13 protein-coding genes and 1 riboswitch are annotated in these 13,239 nt (G+C 63.7%); all 13 genes read left to right on the forward strand.

The window, feature by feature from the left end; all coding sequences use genetic code 11:
* Window positions 1-356 precede the first annotated feature (356 nt).
* The 13 genes from cobT (at window position 357) to ACQ4WO_RS21590 (ending at window position 13,231) form a co-directional block, all read left to right on the forward strand.
* Window positions 357-1,397 carry a nicotinate-nucleotide--dimethylbenzimidazole phosphoribosyltransferase gene (cobT, locus tag ACQ4WO_RS21530; protein WP_436483186.1) on the forward strand — a complete coding sequence of 347 codons (1,041 nt, stop codon included), beginning with the start codon at window positions 357-359 and terminating at the stop codon, window positions 1,395-1,397.
* 4 nt (window positions 1,398-1,401) lie between these two features.
* The gene (locus ACQ4WO_RS21535; RefSeq protein WP_436483187.1) at window positions 1,402-2,208 is read left to right on the forward strand and encodes an adenosylcobinamide-GDP ribazoletransferase; all 807 of its coding nucleotides are present in this window, start codon (window positions 1,402-1,404) and stop codon (window positions 2,206-2,208) included.
* Between the two features lie 6 nt (window positions 2,209-2,214).
* Complete coding sequence (locus ACQ4WO_RS21540; RefSeq protein WP_436483188.1) at window positions 2,215-2,769, forward strand: histidine phosphatase family protein; 555 nt, start codon at window positions 2,215-2,217, stop codon at window positions 2,767-2,769.
* A gap of 44 nt (window positions 2,770-2,813) precedes the next feature.
* Window positions 2,814-3,054, forward strand: a riboswitch (cobalamin riboswitch).
* A 129-nt stretch (window positions 3,055-3,183) separates the two neighbouring features.
* Window positions 3,184-5,052 (forward strand): TonB-dependent receptor domain-containing protein, encoded by a 1,869-nt coding sequence (locus ACQ4WO_RS21545; RefSeq protein ID WP_436483189.1) that lies wholly within the window; start codon window positions 3,184-3,186, stop codon window positions 5,050-5,052.
* An 88-nt stretch (window positions 5,053-5,140) separates the two neighbouring features.
* Window positions 5,141-6,166 carry a FecCD family ABC transporter permease gene (locus ACQ4WO_RS21550; protein ID WP_436483190.1) on the forward strand — a complete coding sequence of 342 codons (1,026 nt, stop codon included), beginning with the start codon at window positions 5,141-5,143 and terminating at the stop codon, window positions 6,164-6,166.
* Window positions 6,167-6,173: 7 nt separating this feature from the next.
* A complete protein-coding gene (locus ACQ4WO_RS21555) occupies window positions 6,174-6,941 on the forward strand; it encodes an ABC transporter ATP-binding protein (protein ID WP_436483191.1) in 768 nt (255 codons plus the stop codon).
* Window position 6,942: 1 nt separating this feature from the next.
* A complete protein-coding gene (gene cobO, locus ACQ4WO_RS21560; RefSeq protein WP_436483192.1) occupies window positions 6,943-7,587 on the forward strand; it encodes a cob(I)yrinic acid a,c-diamide adenosyltransferase in 645 nt (214 codons plus the stop codon).
* Window positions 7,588-7,594: 7 nt separating this feature from the next.
* Window positions 7,595-8,161, forward strand: coding sequence for a bifunctional adenosylcobinamide kinase/adenosylcobinamide-phosphate guanylyltransferase (cobU, locus tag ACQ4WO_RS21565; RefSeq protein WP_436483193.1), 567 nt, complete (start codon window positions 7,595-7,597; stop codon window positions 8,159-8,161).
* Window positions 8,155-9,108 (forward strand): adenosylcobinamide-phosphate synthase CbiB, encoded by a 954-nt coding sequence (cbiB, locus tag ACQ4WO_RS21570; RefSeq protein WP_436483194.1) that lies wholly within the window; start codon window positions 8,155-8,157, stop codon window positions 9,106-9,108. The genes cobU and cbiB overlap by 7 nt, the downstream gene beginning before the upstream one ends.
* A complete protein-coding gene (cobD, locus tag ACQ4WO_RS21575) occupies window positions 9,101-10,087 on the forward strand; it encodes a threonine-phosphate decarboxylase CobD (RefSeq protein ID WP_436483195.1) in 987 nt (328 codons plus the stop codon). The genes cbiB and cobD overlap by 8 nt, the downstream gene beginning before the upstream one ends.
* A complete protein-coding gene (locus tag ACQ4WO_RS21580) occupies window positions 10,084-10,986 on the forward strand; it encodes a cobalamin-binding protein (protein WP_436483196.1) in 903 nt (300 codons plus the stop codon). Before cobD ends, ACQ4WO_RS21580 begins: the two co-directional genes overlap by 4 nt.
* Window positions 10,983-11,780 carry an ABC transporter substrate-binding protein gene (locus ACQ4WO_RS21585; RefSeq protein WP_436483197.1) on the forward strand — a complete coding sequence of 266 codons (798 nt, stop codon included), beginning with the start codon at window positions 10,983-10,985 and terminating at the stop codon, window positions 11,778-11,780. The genes ACQ4WO_RS21580 and ACQ4WO_RS21585 overlap by 4 nt, the downstream gene beginning before the upstream one ends.
* A complete protein-coding gene (locus ACQ4WO_RS21590; protein ID WP_436483198.1) occupies window positions 11,777-13,231 on the forward strand; it encodes a cobyric acid synthase in 1,455 nt (484 codons plus the stop codon). The genes ACQ4WO_RS21585 and ACQ4WO_RS21590 overlap by 4 nt, the downstream gene beginning before the upstream one ends.
* Window positions 13,232-13,239: the final 8 nt, after the last annotated feature.

The following is a 13,239-nucleotide window of genomic DNA, read 5'->3' on the forward strand; positions in this document are numbered from 1 at the left end:
AACATTTGATATTTTAAGTATTACGACAATCCGAAGATCATCGCTGCACTACATCAAATGCCCACACTTATCGACTGTTAATTGTTAAAGAACTGTATTCGGTTACTGCTTTCGCGCCATCGACAAAGCGTTGTGTTTGTCAGCTGCGAAGAAGGAAGAGTATGAAGCGTTTGCAGCATTTCGTCAACCTTCTTTTTTCACCCTGCTTTACTCTGCATTTGCATGCGTCGTTCAGCGAGGGGGCGAATTATAGCCAAGCCCCGAACGCCCCGCAAGGGCTATTTTGCAGTCAGGCAGATATTGCTGTGTGATATCGTAGCGCCGACCAAATCAAGCCTCATCTATATTAGATTCCCATGCCTATCCCATACATTGTCCCTACAGCCAATTCCGCCCTGGCCAGCGCACTCGACCACGCCATCGATAGCAAAACGAAGCCGCTGGGCAGTCTCGGCATGCTGGAAACCCTGGCCCGCCAGATCGGCCTGATCCAGCAAAGCACGCAACTGGCATTGCGCCAGCCCGCCATCATCGTTTTCGCGGCCGACCATGGCGTCGTGGCCGAAGGCATTTCCGCCTACCCGCAAAGCGTGACGTGGCAAATGGTGGAGAACTTCCTCGGCAACGGTGCCGCCATCAACGTCTTCGCCCGTCAGGCCGATTGCGCCCTCTATATAGTAGACGCCGGCGTGAACCACGATTTCGGCCCACGCGACGGCTTGCTCGACCGCAAACAAGGCCCCGGTACCCGCAACTTTGCCAAAGAACCCGCCATGAGCCAAGAGCAGTGCCTGGCCGCCATGCAGGCGGGGATGGACCTGGTCGCCACACTGGACGGCAATGTGCTGGGCTTTGGCGAAATGGGTATCGGCAACACCACGGCCGCCGCCGCACTGATGCACAAGCTGACCGGCACGCCCGTCGCCGACTGCGTGGGCGCCGGCACCGGCCTGTCGAAGGAAGGGATATTGCACAAGCAACAGGTGATCGAGGCGGCTGTCGTCCATCATGCGGCAGTCACCGAGCCGCTCGACGTGCTGGCCAGCTTTGGCGGTTTCGAGATCGCCATGATGGCCGGCGCCATGCTCAAAGCGGCCGAACGGCGCATGATCTTGCTGATCGACGGCTTTATCGTCAGCAGCGCTTTGCTGGTGGCGGCCCGTTTGCAGCCGGCCATTCTCGATTACTGCGTGTTTTCGCACTGCTCCGATGAAAATGGTCACCGCCAGTTGCTAGCCAACCTGGGAGCGCGTCCGCTGCTGCACCTCGATTTGCGCCTCGGCGAAGGCACGGGTTCGGCGCTGGCCTTGCCGCTGCTGCACGCGGCCGTCAATTTCATGCGCGAGATGGCCACCTTTGCCTCGGCCCAGGTCAGCGAAAAGTCCACGCCAGACTAAGACCATGGCCAATCCCGTTTCCGCCGCCATCCACCAGTGCCGCCTGTTCTTTATTGCGCTGCAGTTCTTCACGCGCCTGCCCATCCCTCGCTGGGTGGGTTTCGAGCCGGCATGGCTGCAGCACGCTTCGCGCTACTTTCCATCGATCGGCGTGGTGGTGGCGTCCGTCAGTGGCGCCGTGTATCTGCTGGCCAGCTGGCTCCTGCCTTCGGCCGTGGCCGTGCTGCTGGCCGTCGCCGCCGGCATCTACCTGACGGGCGCCTTCCATGAAGACGGCTTCGCCGACATGTGCGACGGCTTTGGCGGCGGCATGACGCGCGAACGGGTGCTGGAAATCATGAAGGATTCGCGCATCGGCGCGTATGGCGCCATCGGCATCCTGTGCCTGCTGGCCATCAAATGCGCGGCGCTCGCATCGCTGCCGCCTGCCACGGTGATGGCAACCTTACTCATCGCTCATCCGCTTTCGCGCCTGGCCGCCGTCTCGCTGATATGGGCCATGGATTATGCACGCGATGAAGGCAAGGCCAAGCCGATGGCGCAGGAGATGACCACGGGAGAATTCATCATCGCCGCCGTGTGCGGCCTGCTGCCCGCCATCGCCTGCGGCCTGCTGGGAATATTTGACTGGGCCACGCTGGTCTTTGCCATCGTGGCGGCGGCAGCTGCCGCATTCTGGCTGGGCCGCAAATGCCAGCGCCGCCTGCAAGGCTATACGGGCGACTGCCTGGGCGCCGTGCAGCAGGTGGCGGAAGTGGCGATTTACCTGGCCATCCTTTCCAGCTTCCAACCTCCATTGCGCTTCTACTGAACAAGCATGCGCTTGATCCTCGTTCGCCATCCCACGCCGCAAGTGACCAGCGGCACCTGCTATGGCCGCAGCGACGTGGCGGTGGCGCCGCATGAAATGGTCACAGTGCGCGCCAGGATTCAAGCGACTTTACCGGCCGGTGTGCCGCTCTACGCGAGTCCGCTGCGCCGCTGCGCCGGTCTGGCGTCAGCATTGGCGCAAGACTTGCCTTCCAGCGCCCTGCTCCTTGATGCGCGGCTGGCCGAAATGGATTTTGGCACCTGGGAAATGCAGCCCTGGCACGCAATTGCGCGCGCGGAAATCGATGCCTGGGCGGCCGACATGGCCTGGTACCGCCCCGGCGGGGGCGAAAATGTGCTGGCGATGGCCGCCCGTGTCGATGCGTTTTTAGGCGATCTGTTGCGCGAACAACACGAAACGGTGGTCATCATCTGCCATGCGGGCACCATCCGCCTGCTGTCGGCACTGCAAGCCCGGCTGCCATTGGAAGAAACGGCCCTGCTGGCCGCCCGTTCCGCCCATAAAATCGCCTACGGTGCGACGGTCGTCGTCGATTTCTGATATCGAATCGTCCAGCCAGCCATTTCAGTCCACGCCCACTGCACGTATAATGGCGGGGTTTTGGTGCCCGCGTTCATGTCCATGAACGCAGTTAAACGGGAAACACGATGCCGCGCTCGCGGCGAACGTGTGCTGCCCCCGCAACGGTAAGCAAGTGTCGCCGCTCCAACAGGATGCGGGCGACAAGCTATCTCTGACAACCACTGTGCTTGCAATCATCGAGCATGGGAAGGTGGGATAGCCGCACTTGCCAGCCCGGATACCGGCCAGGACAGGTGGAAGTGTGCGAACGGGGATGTTCGCGATCCGAATGGCCCCTGTGTCCATCTTCGATCGTCATCTTCAGTTCCCACTTCTGTTCAATCTGGCCTACGGGGACGTCGGCTGGTTGCATATTACTTACTGAAAATTATTATGACCCATGCTGTTTCCCGCCACGCGGCGCTCACGTCGCTCGCGCTAGCCATTGCCGCGCCTGCCGCTTTCGCCCAAGCCACGCCAGACACCTTTGATCCCGTCGTCGTCACCGCCAACCGCTACCCTCAGCACTTGAGCGAAGTGTTGAGCGATACGCAGACCATCAGCTCGGAAGACATCGCGCGCTCCGGCGCCGGTACGCTGATCGACCTGCTGCAAAAGCAGCGCGGCATTGAAGTCAATCGCAGTGGCGGCCCAGGCACCAATTCGAGCGTATTCATTCGCGGCGCGAACGCCAACCAGAATATCGTACTGGTCGACGGCGTGCGCATCGGTTCCGCCACATCGGGCACTGCCAACTGGAGCGCCCTGCCTTTGTCGAGCATCGATCACGTTGAAATCGTCTACGGTCCACTGAGCACCATGTATGGTGCCGATGCCGTCGGCGGCGTGATCCAGATCTTTACCAAGAAAGGCGACGGCGCGGCGCGCTTTTCCGCCTTCGCTGGCTATGGCCGCTACAACACGCGTCAGGCGGAAGCCAGCGTTGCTGGCTCTACTGGTGGCAACAACAACTTCAGCTATGCGCTGACTGCGGGCAAGGAAAAATCGGATGGCTTTTCCGCCTCCAAGCTGGGCGCCTCGACGTACACCTACAATCCGGACAAAGACGGCTACGACAAGGAAAGCGTCAGTGGCCAGTTTGGCTACCAGATGGCCAAAGGCCATGATGTCGGCCTGACTTTCCTGAAAAGCAAACTGGATGCGCAGTACGATTCGGGCTTGAACTTCGACGCACGCAACTACAATAAGCTGGAAAACATCTCGGTCTTCACGAAGAACCAGTTCTTGCCGAACTGGAGCAGTGAGCTGCGCTACGCACAGGCGAAGGACAAACAAACCTCGGTTTCCGCCACTGGCGCCTTCGGCAGAAGCCAGTTCGACACCAAGCAAAGCGACATCAGCTGGCAAAACGATATTCTCATCGGCCGTGACACCCTGCAACTGCTGGGTGAATACCGTGACGAAGACGTCGTGAGCTCCGCAAAAGGCCTGTCCGGCGGACGCAATACCAAATCGTTCGCAGCATCGTATAACCTGGTGCGCGGCGCTCACCTGGCCAGCATCAGCGGCCGTCGCGACGACAGCTCGGCGTACGGCACGCACAACACGGGCAGCGTTGCCTATGGCTATCGTTTCAGCAATGCCTTGCGCGCCAGCGCCAGTTATGGCACAAGCTTCCGCGCACCTACTTTCAACGATCTGTACTACCCTGATTCCGGCATCCCGACGAACAAGCCAGAAAAAGGCCGCAATGCTGAAATCGGCTTGCATTACAACGATGGCCAATCGCAACTGAGCGCGACCTATTACCATAACAAGATTACCGACATGCTCACCTATGTGTCGGCTTGCCCGGTAATCGGCTGGAAACCAGGCTATGGCTGCAGCATGAATGTCGACAAAGCCCTGCTCGAAGGCTTGACACTGGCTGGCGCGCGCAAATTCGGTGCCTTCAACGTCAGTGGCAATATCGATCTGCAAGATCCTCGCAATGAGACCACAGACAAGCAACTGGCACGCCGCGCGAAAAAGCATGCCAATTTCGCCGTCGATTACACGACCGGTCCTTTGACTGCCGGTACGGAATGGCAGTTGTCAGGCAAGCGTTTTGAAGATCCCGCCAACAAAACCACCCTCGGTGGCTATGGTTTGCTGAACCTGTACACCACCTACCAGTTCGCGCGCGACTGGTCGGTGCTGGCACGCTGGAACAACATCACCAACAAGGACTATGAACTGGGCCGCTTTTACGCGACGCCAGGTTCGAACCTCTTCGTTGGCGTACGCTACGGCATGAAATGAACATGATGTAATGATGTAAGCTGCGGGCGGTGGCGCTATCCGTCATCGCCCGCAGTGCAGTTCTGCGGTCCCCGTTTTAAAGGTATGCATGCACCCATTTTTCCGCAATATGCGCCACCGCGCCACCGTGATCCTCACGGTGCTGATCGTGTGCGCGGTTGCCAGCCTGATTTTCTCCGGCATGATCGGTTCGATCGCCATTCCGCTCGCCGACCTGCCTTCCGCGCTGCTCCATGTCGTGCAGGGCCAAACCGACACCCTCGCCGCCACCTTGCTCGACCTGCGTCTGGGCCGCGCGCTGACCGCCTTTGTCACCGGCGCGGCGCTGTCGCTGGCGGGGCTGATGATGCAGGCTCTCCTGCGCAATCCCCTGGCGGACCCGTATGTGCTGGGCATTTCCGCCGGTGCCTCTGTCGGCGCGCTGGCCGCGCTGCTGTTCATGTGCGCGCTGTGGGTGGTCGATGCGGCCGCCTTTGCCGGCGCCGTCGGCGTGTCCATGCTGCTGTATTTCTTTGCCCGGCGCGACCTGCGCGGCGGCACGGCGGCCGAAGGCGGCGCCTCGCTCTTGCTGCTGACGGGCGTGATCCTGGCCTCGGCCTGCATGGCCATCGTCACCCTGATGCTGTCCATCGCCCCGGAAAGCCGCTTGCGCAGCATGGTGTTCTGGATGATCGGCGACCTGTCCGGCGCGCCGGCGCGGCTGATGCCCTGGCTGGTCCTGGCGGGCGCCATGGTCTTCGCCTTGCGCTGCGCGCGCGCGCTGAACGTCATGGCGCTGCACGCGGAAGCGGCCAGCACCCTGGGCGTGCGCGTGGGCGCCCTGCGCAAGGGACTGTTCTTCTGTTCCGGCCTGCTCACGGCCAGCGCCGTCACCAGCGCCGGCAGCGTGGGCTTCGTCGGTCTGATCGTGCCGCATGCGCTGCGCTTTGCGTGCGGTCCCGATCACCGCCTGCTGATACCGGCCGCCGCGCTGGCTGGCGGCACCTTCCTCGTACTGGCCGATACCTTGGCGCGCACCGTGCTGGCACCGTTGCAGCTGCCAGTCGGCGTGGTCACGGCCATGATAGGCGCGCCCGTCTTCCTGTACCAATTGCACCGCTTGCGCAGGGGATGAAACGAGCATGATACGTACCTACCAACTCGGCCTGAAAGCGGGCACACGCTGCCTCGTGGAAAACCTCATCTGGCACATCAGGGATGGCGAATGCTGGAGCGTGATCGGCCGCAATGGCGCCGGCAAGAGCACCTTGCTGCGCACCCTGGCCGGCTTGCGCGAACCGGATGCCGGCCACGTGACGATACAGGGCCGCGCCCTGATCGACTGGCCATTGGAAGAGCTGGCGCGCGAACGGGCTTTCCTGGCGCAGGCGCGCAAGGACGCGTTCTCGTACCGCGTCATCGAAACGGTGCTGTCGGCGCGCCATCCGTATCACGACCACCATTACTGGGAAGGCAGCGACGACCAGCGCATCGCCCTGGCGGCGCTGGCGTCGATGGAAGTCGAGCACCTGGCCGAGCGCGACGTGCGCAATCTGTCCGGCGGCGAACGCCAGCGCGTGGCGATCGCCGCCATGCTGGCGCAGGATACGCCCTTGCTGCTGCTCGATGAACCGGCCAACGCGCTGGACCTGGCGCACCAGGTCAGCGTCATGGGCCTGCTGTCGAAGCTGTGCCGAGAACAGAACAAAACCGTGGTCATGGTGGGCCATGACCTGAACCTGGCGCACAGCGTCTCGACCCATGCGCTGCTGCTGATGGGCGATGGCGGCTGGCTGGCCGGCCCCGTGGCCGACGTGATGCAGGCGTCCATCCTGGGCGACTACCTGGGCCACCCGATCGAGATCATCGATCACGGCAAACGCAAGATATTCATACCGAAAGAGGACTGACATGAGCGAGAACAAAACCATCGATGCGGAGACCGCAGCCAATACCGCAGCTATAAACCAACGCCACCGCGTGCGCATGGAACGAAAAAAGGCCATCATCGACGCGGCCATCGCCAAGGCCGACAAGAAAATCGGCATCATCATCGTCAACACGGGCAATGGCAAGGGCAAGAGCTCGAGCGGCTTCGGCATGGCCATCCGCGCCATGGGTCACGGCATGAAAGTGGGCGTGGTGCAGTTCATCAAAGGCGCCATGTCGACGGGCGAAGAGAAATTCCTGCGCCGCTTCCCCGACGAGATCAGTTTTCATGCGATGGGCGAAGGCTATACCTGGGAAACGCAAAACCGCGAACGCGACATCGAAAAAGCCGAACTGGCATGGGAGCAGGCGAAAACCTTCCTGGCCGACCCAAGCTACGGCCTGGTGCTGTTCGATGAACTCAATATCGCCCTCAAGTACAACTACCTCGACGTGCACAAGGTCATCGCCGACCTGCTGGAACGCCCGGCCATGCAACACGTGGTCATCACGGGCCGCGGCGCGCCGGACGAACTGATCGCGATCGCCGACACCGTCACCGAAATGGCCGTCGTCAAGCATGCGTATGCGGCCGGCATCGGCGCACAAATCGGCACCGAGTGGTAACAGCGCCATGACGCGCACCCTGGTCTTTGGCGGCGCCCGTTCCGGCAAGAGCGCCCATGCGGAAAAGCTGGCCCGCGAGTCCGGCAGGGAAGTGATCTACATCGCCACCGCGCAGGCGGGCGATGGCGAAATGGCCACGCGCATCGCGCACCACCGTGCGCAGCGCCCGGCCGAGTGGGCAACCATGGAAGAAGCGCTGCGCCTGGGCGACGCCATCCTGCGGGAAGCACGGCCCGGCCGTCTGCTGCTGGTCGACTGCCTGACCCTGTGGCTGACGAACCTGATATTTTCCAGCGGCGAGACGTATCCGGACGTGGGCGACATCGCCCTGCCCGAACTGTTCCACAGCGAGCGCGCGCACCTGCTGTACGCGCTGGCCGAAATTGGCGATACCGATTGCGACCTCGTTCTCGTCTCGAATGAAGTGGGCATGGGCATCGTGCCCTACGGCGCCATCTCGCGCTGCTTCACCGATGAAGCAGGCCGCTTGAACCAGGCCGTGGCGGCCGTGTGCGACAAGGCCGTCTTCGTCGCCGCCGGCCTGCCCCTGTACCTGAAAGGCGGCCCATGCTGAGCGGCCTGTCGCTGCCCATGCTGGCTGCCTTGATGACGGCTGGCGTGCTGCTCGACATGCTGCTGGGAGAAACGCGCCGCTGGCATCCGCTGGTCGGCTTTGGGCGCATCGCCAGCGCACTGGAACGCCTGCTGAACCGGGGCCGCGGGCGTTTGCTGCGCGGCGCGCTGGCCTGGTCGCTGGCCGTGCTGCCCATCAGCTATGCCGCCTACTGGCTGTGCGGCCTGGCCGGTGCGGCGCTCCACGTCTTCCTGCTCTATCTCTGCCTCGGTTTGCGCAGCCTGCGCGACCACAATCAACCGATCGCCGATGCCTTGGCCATCGATGACCTGGACAACGCGCGCCTGCTGACGGCGCGCATCGTCAGCCGCGACACGGCCAATGCCGACGCGGTCAGCCTGGCCAAGGCCAGCACGGAATCCCTGCTGGAAAACGGCAACGACGCCGTCTTCGGCACCCTGTTCTGGTTTGCCGTGGCGGGCGGCCCCGGCGCCGTGCTATTCAGGCTGGCCAATACCCTCGACGCCATGTGGGGCTATCGGAACGAGCGCTATAACTGGTTCGGCTGCTACGCCGCGCGCATCGACGACATCTTGAATTATCTGCCCGCGCGCCTGACGGCCCTGTCGTATGTATTGCTGGGCAAAACCATGACCGACAAACAGCGCGCATGGCAATGCTGGCGCAGCCAGGCCCCCAACTGGGGCAGCCCGAACGCAGGCCCCGTGATGGCCAGCGGCGCCGGCGCCCTGGGCCTGGCCTTGGGCGGCGACGCCATCTATGACGGCGAACTGGAACGCCGTCCGCCGCTGGGCGCCGGCCGTCCCGCCGAAGCGCGCGACATCGACCGCGCCTGGCGCCTGGTGGCGGAAACGGCCGTCCTGTGGTTGATCTGGATGGCGCTGCTGGCGGGCCTGTTCTACCTGAAGGGGAAATACATTGCTTGAACATGGCGGCAACCTGCGCGACGCCGCGCGCGAATATGGCAGACCGCTGGCCGACTGGATCGACCTGTCGACCGGCATCAACCCGCACTGGTATGCAGCGCCAGCACCCGACGCCAACGCCTGGCACCGGCTGCCGGAGGCAGATCCCGCGTTGGCCGCAGCCGCCTGCAGCTACTATGACGCGCCAGCCATGCTGCCCGTGGCGGGCACGCAGGCCGCCATCCAGGCCCTGCCCCGGCTGCGCGCGCCATCGCGCGTGGTGGTGGCCGCGCCCTCGTATGCGGAACACGCGCACCACTGGGGCCAGCACGGCCACCAATTGCGGCAAGTAGCGTATGCGCAGCTGGCCGACGTGGTGGATCACTGCGACGTGCTGGTCATCTGCAATCCGAACAATCCCACGGGCGAACGCATCGCCCCCGCACTGCTGCTGGCATGGGCCACCCGGCTGGCCGCGCGCGGCGGCTGGCTGGTGGTCGATGAAGCGTTTGGCGACACGGAAGCGCACGCCAGCCTCGGCCCGCACTCGGGCCAGCCTGGCCTGGTCGTGCTGCGCTCCATCGGCAAATTCTTTGGCCTGGCGGGACTGCGCCTGGGCTTTGTCGCTGCCCATCCCGTGCTGCTGGCCCGGCTGGCCGACATGCTGGGCCCGTGGACCGTCAGCGGCCCGGCGCAGCAGGTGGCGCTGGCCGCGCTCACCGATACACACTGGCAGGAAGTGATGCGCGAACGCCTGCGCGGCGAAGGCGACCGCCTGCGCCAGCTATTGGCCGCGCACTGCATCGCCAGCAGCGGCACGGCGCTGCTTCAGTGGTGGCCGGAAGCACGCGCCGAAGCGTTCTGGCGCCACATGGCAGAATCGGGCATCTGGGTGCGCCTGTTCCGCCACGCCGCCCACGGCATCCGCCTGGGTCTGCCCCCCGACGAACACGCCTGGCTGCGCCTGCAGCAGGCTCTCACCGCATGGAAGCACATATGAACCACTTGAAAACCGCACTACTGCTGGCCGGACTGGTCTCGTTGCAAACGCATGCCGCCATCACCGTGCGCGACGATGACGGCAATACCGTCACCGTGGAAAAGCCGGCGCAGCGCATCCTGGCGCTGGCGCCGCACGTGACGGAACTGCTGTTCGCCGCTGGTGGCGGCGAGAAGATCGCCGGTGTCGTCAGCTACAGCGACTATCCGGAAGCGGCCAAGAAACTGCCGCAGGTGGGCGACAACCGCCAGTACGACATGGAGCGCATCATCGCCATGAAGCCGGACCTGATCGTCGTCTGGATGCATGGCAGCGCCGAGCGCCAGATCGCCATGCTGCGCCATTTGAAGGTGCCGATCTATCACAGCGAACCGCGCAAGCTGGCCGATATCCCCGACAGCATGGAGCGCCTGGGGCAGCTGATGGGCACGGAAAAGACCGCCAAACCGGCCGCCGCCCAGTTGCGCGCCAAATTGGCTGGCTTGACGACCCAGTATGCGCAGCGCCCGCCCGTGCGCGTGTTTTACCAGGTGTGGGATAAACCTTTGTATACCCTGAGCGGCGCGAGCATCATCAGCGATTCCATGCGCGTATGCGGCGGCCAGAATGTGTTCGCCGCAATGAAGGTGGTGGCGCCCGTCGTCACGCCGGAAGGCGTGCTGCAGGAAGACCCGGAAGTCATTTTTGGCACCAGCGAAAAAAGCGATCCGCGCAGCGAAGGCGGCCTGGCCATGTGGCGCGCCTTCCCGTCGATGACGGCCGTGCGCAAAAATAACCTGTTCCGCCTGAATGGCGACCTGCTGAACCGCGCCGGCCCGCGCATGATCGAAGGCACGGCCGCCATGTGCGAACAGCTGGAAGCGGCCCGCCAGCGCCGTACCAGCAAGGCGGCTCAATGAGCCATTACCAGCGCATCGCCTGTTTGTCGACGGAAGCCGTGGAAACGCTGTACGCGCTGGGCGCCGAAGACACGATCGCAGGCATTTCCGGCTTTACCGTGCGCCCTCCCCGCGCACGCGAGGAAAAGACCAAGATCAGCGGCTTTTCGTCCACGAACCTGGAACGCATTCTGGCAGTAAAACCGGATCTCGTGATCGGCTTTTGCGACATGCAGGCCGATATCTGCCGCGACCTGGTCAAGGCAGGCATCGAAGTGCACCAGTTCAACCAGCGCACGGTGGACGGCATCCTGCGCATGATCGCCGTGCTGGCCGCGCTGGTGCAGCGCGAGGAAGCGGGAAACGCATTGATCGCCAGCCTGCGCGCGGACATCGCCACCGCCCGGGCCCGCGCCGCCGCCTGGACGCGCAAGCCTGTGATTTACTTTGAAGAATGGAACGATCCCCTGATGAGCGGCATCGGCTGGGCGGCGGAACTGATCGAGATCGCCGGCGGCACGGATGCCTTCCCTGAATTGTCCCTGCAGCCGGGCGCGAAGGAACGCATCATCGCCGATCCCCATGACGTGGTCGCACGCGCGCCCGACATCATCCTCGCCAGCTGGTGCGGCAAGAAATTCCAGCCCACACAACTGGCGGCACGCCCAGGATGGGACGCCATTCCCGCAGTACGCGATGACATGCTGTTCGAGATCAAGTCGCCCGACATTCTGTCGCCTGGCCCGGCGGCGATTACCGAAGGGCTGCGCCAGATCAGCGACATCATCGCGCAGTGGCAGGAGCAGCAGGCATGAAGAGTCCCTTCCCCGCCCTGATGGTGCAAGGCACGACGTCCGACGCGGGCAAGAGCACCGTCGTCGCGGCCCTGTGCCGCTTGTTGAAACGCCGTGGCGTGACGGTAGCGCCGTTCAAGCCGCAGAACATGGCCTTGAATAGCGCCGTGACCAGCGGCGGCGGCGAGATCGGCCGCGCGCAAGCCTTGCAGGCGCTGGCTTGCGGCATCGCGCCGCACACGGACATGAACCCGGTGCTCTTGAAACCGTCGTCGGACACGGGCGCACAGGTGATCATCCACGGCAAGGTGCGCGCCGAGATGGATGCGCGCGACTACCAGCAATACAAGACCATCGCCATGGGCGCCGTGCTGGAGTCGTACGCGCGCTTGCGCCAGCAGTACGACGCCGTCGTCGTCGAAGGCGCGGGCAGCCCCGCCGAAGTCAACCTGCGCGCGCGCGACATCGCCAACATGGGCTTTGCCGAAGCCGTCGACTGCCCTGTGATTCTGGTGGCCGACATCGACCGTGGCGGCGTCTTCGCGCACATCATCGGCACCCTGGCGTGCTTGTCCGACAGCGAACGGGCACGCATCCTCGGCTTCGTCATCAACCGCTTCCGCGGCGACATCTCGCTGCTGCAACCTGGCATCGAATGGCTCGAGCAGCAGACGGGCAAACCCGTGCTGGCCGTGCTGCCGTATTTGCAAGGCCTGTTCCTCGACGCGGAAGACGCCGTCGAGGCGATGCAGGCCGAACGGGGCGCCTTCAAAGTGGTGGTGCCGCAACTGCCGCGCATCAGCAACCACACGGACTTCGACGCGCTGCGCGCCCATCCCGATATCGACCTGCAATTCATCCAGCAGGGGCAGCCGATTCCAGCGGCCGACCTGGTGATCCTGCCTGGCAGCAAGAACACGCGCGGCGACCTGGCCTGGCTACAACAGCAAGGCTGGCCCGCCTACCTGGCAAAACACCTGCGCTATGGCGGCAAAGTGCTGGGCATTTGCGGTGGCTTCCAGATGCTGGGACAAAGCGTGCGCGATTCGCTGGGCGTGGAAGGCGCGGCGGGAGAGTCAAAGGCACTGGGCTTGCTCGACATGATGACGGAACTGACAAGCGCAAAACGCCTGGAACAGGTGAGCGGCCACTGCGCGTTTGACGGCGCAGCCGGCACGCGCGTGGCAGGCTATGAAATCCACATGGGACTCTCGCATGGCGCGGCACTGGCGCAGCCGGCCTTTGTCATCGATGGGCGGCCGGAAGGCGCCGTGTCGGGCGACGGGCAAATCCTCGGCAGCTATTTGCACGGCATGTTCGATACGCCAGCCGCGTGTTCGGCGCTGCTGCGCTGGGCCGGGCTGGACTCGGCGCACTCGGTCGATACGGCCGCCCTGCGCGAGGCCAGCCTGGAGCGGATTGCCGACGCGGCGATGCCGTTGATGGATGCGCTGGAACGACTGCCACGCTAATGGTGATG

This window comes from Janthinobacterium aestuarii, assembly GCF_051380835.1.
GTDB classification, from domain to species: Bacteria; Pseudomonadota; Gammaproteobacteria; order Burkholderiales; family Burkholderiaceae_D; genus Janthinobacterium; species Janthinobacterium aestuarii.